This is a genomic window from Fontibacter flavus, from assembly GCF_042432905.1.
GTDB lineage: Bacteria > Bacteroidota > Bacteroidia > Cytophagales > Cyclobacteriaceae > Fontibacter > Fontibacter flavus.
The window spans coordinates 1-6,755 of the sequence record NZ_JBHLWI010000062.1 but is presented as its reverse complement, the minus strand read 5'-3'; the positions used below and the strand labels follow the sequence as shown (position 1 = coordinate 6,755).

Genomic DNA, 6,755 nt, shown 5'->3' with positions numbered 1-6,755 from the left:
TGATAGCACTTCGGTAACGATTTTTCTCCTAGCGTCTTCAGAGAATTTTTCTGTTTCTTGCATTTTGTCCGATTATAGGTTTACAATTTTTAATTAAATTGTGTCAACCTATTTCAGTACACGACCTAGAAAAGTTCAAACTTTTGCCTCCCGAAATTCTTCGGGACAAGTTTTTTACTTTTAACTCGGCTCTTTATTTTCCTCCGTGTACCAAAAGCCAAGCGCAGCGTCTTTTTTCCTTCCGAAATCCTACTTTCGAAATCCGACTTTTTCCTTTTTACTTGGCTCTTATAATTCTCCAAACTCCAAACCAGACAACCTGACAACCACGACAACATTCACTCTTAACTCATCACTCTTAATCCCATATTCCCAACCTCCTCCCTCAAAAACCTCACCTTCCCCCCTTCCATCACAGCCCTAAGGACCTGCATTCGGTTTTTTCCTGGTTCAGGATTATAGGAAATATGCACCCACCTCCCAAACTCCTGTATCAACTGATCAAAAGGCAAGCCACTGGCCTTAATTTTCTGAAATAAAATTTCAGCATCCATTCCGGAAACTACTATATCCGCCGCTTTACCTTTCATATGCTGGCTTCTTGAAGATCCACCTACTGCTTTGTTGACACGGTAACACCGATAACCACTGCTGATGAAAATCGGCCTTCTCAACTTGTCCCTGATTGGCTGTAATACATGAATACTCAACTGTCGGAGATTCTCAATCACTTCTTCACTTGGATTGTACTGCTCCGAAAAATTCAACCTACAGGCGGTCTGACTGTTCAACATCTCCGCCAAAGAAAAATTTTTGCTCAACTGCATGGTGATTTCATTTTGGTAAAACACAAAACCTAATTCAGTAGTAACATTAAAAAATTCTTGGGAACAAAAAAATACCCATTTTTGGTGATTTTTCGATCCAGTTATCCTGCTTCTTCAATACCCGGTCCCTCTGCTTCTCCAGAAGCTGGACTCCCATAATCACAATCAACTCGAAATCGTGTCAGTCCCAAGCCTTGCCTATAATTCATTTACCTTAGAAACAATGATTTTTTTCTCTCCTTAATGGAGAAGTTTTAAAAAATACCTCCTTCAAATATTTCAACTAATTTTTTAAACAGAGCTAAAACTGAAATTCCGTTAAGCTCCACTTTCCAGCCAGTCTACTTCTAAGACAGGGGATTAGTTCATATATGTTCGGCTCTTACTTCTTTTCTATTGTTATTTAAGCCAATGAACATTGAAATTTAATGTCCAACTCTTCAATAAATTGAAAGTCGTTTATCCATCTAATTCCTATGTTATCACAAACATTTGGGATTTTTATTTTCTTGGAGTTAATTACAGTTACTTTTTCTTCCTTAGTAACTACTGTAGCATTGTCATTTAATGCATGAGCAATTACCCAAGGGTCTGCTAATGAGCGAGCTTTGGTATTGTCAACTAATAAAGGATAATCTTCTAAAATTTTGCGGATGTGTTTAGTAACAGGTTCATTAATTTTAGCAATTGGGATTTTACTTACTTTTAACCATTTAGAAAGATCATCCTCAGTTCTAACAATTTCCTCGTAAACCAATTCAGGAATAAAAATATTTCCATTTTCACCTAGCTCAATCAGAATTTTCCAATAATCTGGACAAAATTTTGGATTATAGTATTTTTGCCATGCTTGGATTAACACATTGGCATCCAAACAATATTTGTTTGCCTTTGTGCTCATCTATATAATTGTGATTCGAGTTTTGAAAATTTATTTACTTGAACATTTAACAAATTACTAGCTAGTGTCGGCTCAATAAAACCCCCACGAAATGCATCCAAAACAGTTTGGGTAAATAATCTACTGTTTCTGTTAAGTTGAAGCAAAAAGTAGTTTGGACCACCTTGCTTTTCCTTTTCTTTTTGCTTGGCTTTTTTCTCTGCTTCTTTTTTCAAATATTCAGAGAAATCAATCTCTGCCTGGCTTTTTAATTTCTGATAAGAAGGTATTGAAATGATATTAAGATTTAAAGCACGAACCAAAATAGCAAATGAACTGACGCCTAATTGCTTTGAGGCTTTAAAAACATCTTTTGAAGTCCGAAAAGATGAAGGATCAAGTTTCAAAACAATTTCTTTTGGCATTAAAGCATTTGCAGCAACTTCATTGCAGAATAACTCTACTGGGTGTAACTTGTCTTTTCCTTTTAAGTCTGGTTCAACCTCGTTGGATATACCTGTTTCAGCTATCCAAATATGAGCTAACTCATGGACAAGAGTAAATAGTTGTGGTGCATTCCAATCGTCAGAGTTCACGAAAACGAATGGTGCATATTGGTCAGCGATAGCAAATCCTTGTATTTCTTGAGAGTCTAATTTTAGTCGGGAATTAACAAAACTTGTCCTGGAAACGAAAATCCCATTAGATTCTGAAGCATCAATCCACTCTTTAATTGGAATATCTGTTTTATATAATGCTGGATTTATTTTTAATGTACGAAGAATGTCTTTAGCTACAGTTTGAGGATTATCTTTTATTGAAAATCGACCTACAAAAGCTAATTTATCTTCTTGATTTTCTGAATAAACATCACTAATCCAGGCTTGCTTTTGTTGGATTTCTCTAATAATAAATATTGAAGAAGTTGTAAGTGCTTTCGAACCTGATTTTCTAAAGTCTTGAAGTGGCTGAAAGTCACGAGGAACATCTGGCAAAAAGAATAGGGCAAACGGCCTTTTGTATGCTTTGGCCAGCGTTTGTGCTTGTCTGATCGTAGGTTGACTAGTTCCCGCTTCCCATTCTTTAAGTCTGTTAACTGACACAGAAACTTTGGCAGCAGCTGTTTCCTCGAGCATTCTTGCCGATTCTCTTGCCCATTTAAGAACTTTTGGTGTTATGTATGCTTTGCCTGCCATTAAAGTCTCAAAAATACAATTTTTGAAATCGGTTTTGTTATAAAACTATTGTTTTGTCGGTAGTTGTCGTTTATTTTGATTTCAGCCAACTTTATATACCCTGAACAGATATCAAACTTAACCATTTCCTAATTGGATTATTAGTCTGATTATAAATCAGGGTTTATTTTTTGCCCTACCCAAACCTACCCAATCCCCCCCAACTAAAAAATCCCCTACACAGGGTATTTTTTACGTTCATTACAACAATTCAACCTAAAATTTAAGATTTTAGGACACTCCTTCAGATTTTTAACCTTATGAAATGGGATTATACCTATAAAGATTGTGGTGTAAATACCTAAAAAGGAAAGATCAACTTTTATCCTGTAACATAAGAAGTATGGAGTTGAAGAATCAAAACCAAAATATTCAGATTACTTAGGTCCTTTCCATCAGATTCAGTTTTGGATCTTAAATAAACTAGAATTTATTAAGTTCATTACCAGAGAAAAGATATATCCAGAACACCTAGAATTAATGCTCCAAATAATGAAAACAAAACCGAGATCAAAAAGCTAATTAATATCGCTCTAGGGCTCAGGTCATTTTGCTTGGAAACCAGACCAGCATAAGAAACCATGAGAAATAACCAGGCTAAAAGAAAAATGAAAGTTGAAATAACCTTTTTTAATAGTCCTGCCTCTGTAAACCATGGGAAAACAAAGACAACAAGTAACAACAAAATAAATAAGACTGACATCAAACTTAGAACAAAACGTTTCAACCGCCCAACCTTTTCCTCTTCACTTGTTTCTATCACATAATCAATGTTCATGTTTAATACCCTATTATACGGAATAATAAAACAATCTCCTGGAATCTGCTTCATATATGAAGATTGTCCTTCTGGCTTTTTGTATCTACCTGTTCCTGTTAAATATAGAGTCTCTAGATCTCCATTTGAACAAAGGCTGTATTGAGTCAAAGTACCTGTAAAAAGAACATTTTTACCTTCTCCATAATCCACCAATACATCTACAATTGATGATGATACCTTTCCATCTTTAGATTTCTTGAATTTAAATTCATGCGTATTCAAAATCTCCCCAGTAAAATAATAATACCATTTGTTTGAGAAACGAAAGACCGCATAATTCAAATCCAATTTGGTTTTTCTCACCAACTGATGTGACAAATGCCCCAGTAAGATCCCGATAAAAACTGACCAAACTAGGTACATAGAAGCGAAAGTAAACAGGATGGAGCTCCCATTTGGAAGACTCTTGTTATAAATGCTTCTATAGGCTTCCTTTAGTATCTCAGAGAAACTCCCAAAATTCAGATCACTGGTTTGTATTAATATATGTATGGTTATAACTTGAATAATGGCGCCCCAAAACAAACTGGTTATCAACCTATCTGCATAAAGTCCTGATTGAAACTGCTTGTTAAAATGCCCTTGGAAATAAAACCTTTTAAAAAATACTCCAGGGATAATCAGAAAAACAATGTATAGGACTGTCCAAAAAGTAAGATTGAGATCCATTAAAAAAACTTAGTGGTTTAATGTTAAAGTCATTTTTCTTTTTGTGGACAACTCTATTTTAACTTCTTCTTCTTTGCCTGATTTCAAGGTATTGATGGCATCAAAGTATTTTTTACGGTCCTCTGGATTGGCCATAATTTCTTTGACATCAGGACTCATTACATCCGTATTGGTCACAAAGTAGGAGTTAAACACCTTGATTACTTCTTTCAATATGGGTTTTAGATCGCTCATGATATTCACAAAAATTAAAACTAATAATACAACTTTCCAAGAAGGTTTACAAAATCTTTAACGTATTTGTTTCAATTAAAGATATCTTTGATTGCTAAACAGTATCAACTGGGATTTATCTAATTTCAATACTTCCTTAAAAGATTTACCACCAAACCTACCAAATCCCCCCCACCCAAAAAATCCCCTAAACAGGGTATTCCTTACGTTTAATACCCCAATTCAACCTAAAATTTACGATTTTAGGTGACTCATTCAAATTTTTAGCCTTATGAAATGGGATTATACTTGCAAAGACTGTGGTGTTAATACCAGGAAAGGAAAGGTCAATTTTTTTGCGGTTACAGAAAAACTATGGGAAAAGCATGGACTTGGCTGAAGAATGTTATGCCTGGAATGCTTTCGGAAAAAATAAGTTCTAATTCTGAAATTCCCTTGCGCTCCACTTCGGTTTAGCCCTTATATTTTAGCAGTAGTTTTTCTATCGTATTGTTCCAATTTTGTCACTTTCAATAAGTTTATAAATAGGTATAACCCTGTCAAATGAACGTGAATACCCCGTTCCATTTTGATTTTTTTCTGCCGTTTGAAAAGCTGCTATTTTTTCTTGTAACTCTTTAACTGTATTTACATTGAAAAGAACTTTTACTTTCTCAAAGTGTCTTAATGAAACAAGTCTGTGAAATAGCTCAAATTTGCCGTTATCTCTTGTTCTATAAACATAAGTGATAGGGAACCACCTGAGGTTCTCAAATGATGCGATGTAATGAATTAGCAAGTCAGCATTTACTATGTCGTCTAAAGTTAGGTCTTCAGGCAAACGTTTTACAATCAAATCTGCCATTGGGCTGAAATAATCTTTGGAATATGTTTGTTTATAGTATTGGTCAAATATATCGACATAATTGTATAGCTCATCAAATCTTTGGGCTTCTTTCTTATAATCAAAACGTCCTTGAAAGAAATAACCAGAATATAAAATTTCTTCAATGAACTTATATTTTTCATTTTTTAAGCCCACAGCTGTAGTGTAAATAAATATTTCGTGAATGAAAAATCTAAAATTGTCAAATTCACTTGGCGACCAACTACTTCTACCGTCTTGTGGGTCTTTGAGTATTGGTAGCTTTTCAAAGAATTTTATAAAAATATCAATATCAAAATCAAGTTCGCTCTTGAAAAGTTTGTCCAGAAATATAATATAATCGTTTCGGAGTGGTGTGTATGAATTTATATTATCGTGGATTGCTTTTCCAAAAAGTATAACATCTCTTGTTCCTTTAAGGTCAACAGAGTAACCTTTCAAATCATCGAAAAAGTCGTTCAAAAATTCTCGAATTATTGCATTTACTCTTTTAGGTGATTTGGATATTTGATTGTCAAAACTTCTAACAATGTTTGAAGTTTTATGAGTCATTGGTGTATCTTCAAAAAGATAGCTTGGGGCTTTTCCAATTTTAGGCTTGCTATATGCAGGTCTTTGATAAATATTTCTTAATAGGCTTTCGTAGTTCTCTTCAAATTTATCGCCATCTGATAGGTCAATGTAAATTCTACTTTCTAAGAATGTTGGAACAAAGGCATTTCCGTTTTCATCTTTTTCAGCAACAATAGGAATGAATTTTTCTTGAGAAACGTCACCGTATATTTTCGGACTTATTATTTGAGTTTCTGTCCCAACACCACCTGCTCTTTTTTCTGCCTTTTCTGAATATTTTTTATCAAGAATTATAAGCACTTTCTGAATATCGGGCGATTTAACCATCGTCTCCATAAAGTTGTATTTGTCGTGCCCTTCTTTTAAGTTCCACTTGTCAATAATTATGTCAACCCCATCAGAAACAAGTCTCTCTGCAAGGTTGATAACCCAGTCTTCGTGTTGCGGTGTTGTCCAACTATATGAAATGAATATTTTCGGTATTTTTGTCATTTTCTGTATCGTGTTAAAATTACATACGTTTTGCCGGTCAAGTAGGCAAGGGCATTTCAGCTCAAGCCTCTCACAGAACCGTGCGTGAACCTCTCGACTCACACGGCTCTTGACATACTATCATTCAGATTTTACTGATTGACCAATGTACAAACATATT

6 protein-coding genes are annotated in these 6,755 nt (G+C 34.6%); all 6 read right to left on the bottom strand.

Annotated features, from left to right (window positions below; translation table 11 throughout):
• Positions 1-344: 344 nt before the first annotated feature.
• On the bottom strand, positions 345-827 hold the full coding sequence (locus ACFFIP_RS17790; RefSeq protein WP_382389111.1) for a D-Ala-D-Ala carboxypeptidase family metallohydrolase: 483 nt from the start codon (positions 825-827) through the stop codon (positions 345-347).
• Between the two features lie 403 nt (positions 828-1,230).
• Positions 1,231-1,728 (bottom strand): DUF4411 family protein, encoded by a 498-nt coding sequence (locus ACFFIP_RS17785; protein WP_382389110.1) that lies wholly within the window; start codon positions 1,726-1,728, stop codon positions 1,231-1,233.
• Complete coding sequence (locus ACFFIP_RS17780) at positions 1,725-2,903, bottom strand: ImmA/IrrE family metallo-endopeptidase (RefSeq protein WP_382389109.1); 1,179 nt, start codon at positions 2,901-2,903, stop codon at positions 1,725-1,727. The genes ACFFIP_RS17785 and ACFFIP_RS17780 overlap by 4 nt, the downstream gene beginning before the upstream one ends.
• A gap of 481 nt (positions 2,904-3,384) precedes the next feature.
• The gene (locus ACFFIP_RS17775) at positions 3,385-4,044 is read right to left on the bottom strand and encodes a hypothetical protein (protein WP_382389108.1); all 660 of its coding nucleotides are present in this window, start codon (positions 4,042-4,044) and stop codon (positions 3,385-3,387) included.
• Between the two features lie 396 nt (positions 4,045-4,440).
• Positions 4,441-4,665: a hypothetical protein gene (locus ACFFIP_RS17770; protein ID WP_382389107.1), complete on the bottom strand. Its 225-nt coding sequence runs from the start codon at positions 4,663-4,665 to the stop codon at positions 4,441-4,443.
• 481 nt (positions 4,666-5,146) lie between these two features.
• A complete protein-coding gene (locus ACFFIP_RS17765; protein WP_382389106.1) occupies positions 5,147-6,595 on the bottom strand; it encodes a toll/interleukin-1 receptor domain-containing protein in 1,449 nt (482 codons plus the stop codon).
• Between the last annotated feature and the right edge of the window lie 160 nt (positions 6,596-6,755).

Bases quoted from the DNA above. Each gene is read 5' to 3' on its own strand.
- ACFFIP_RS17785 (WP_382389110.1), bottom strand. From the start codon at position 1,728: ATGAGCACAAAGGCAAACAAATATTGTTTGGATGCCAATGTGTTAATC.
- ACFFIP_RS17765 (WP_382389106.1), bottom strand. From the start codon at position 6,595: ATGACAAAAATACCGAAAATATTCATTTCATATAGTTGGACAACACCG.
- ACFFIP_RS17790 (WP_382389111.1), bottom strand. From the start codon at position 827: ATGCAGTTGAGCAAAAATTTTTCTTTGGCGGAGATGTTGAACAGTCAG.
- ACFFIP_RS17780 (WP_382389109.1), bottom strand. From the start codon at position 2,903: ATGGCAGGCAAAGCATACATAACACCAAAAGTTCTTAAATGGGCAAGA.
- ACFFIP_RS17770 (WP_382389107.1), bottom strand. From the start codon at position 4,665: ATGAGCGATCTAAAACCCATATTGAAAGAAGTAATCAAGGTGTTTAAC.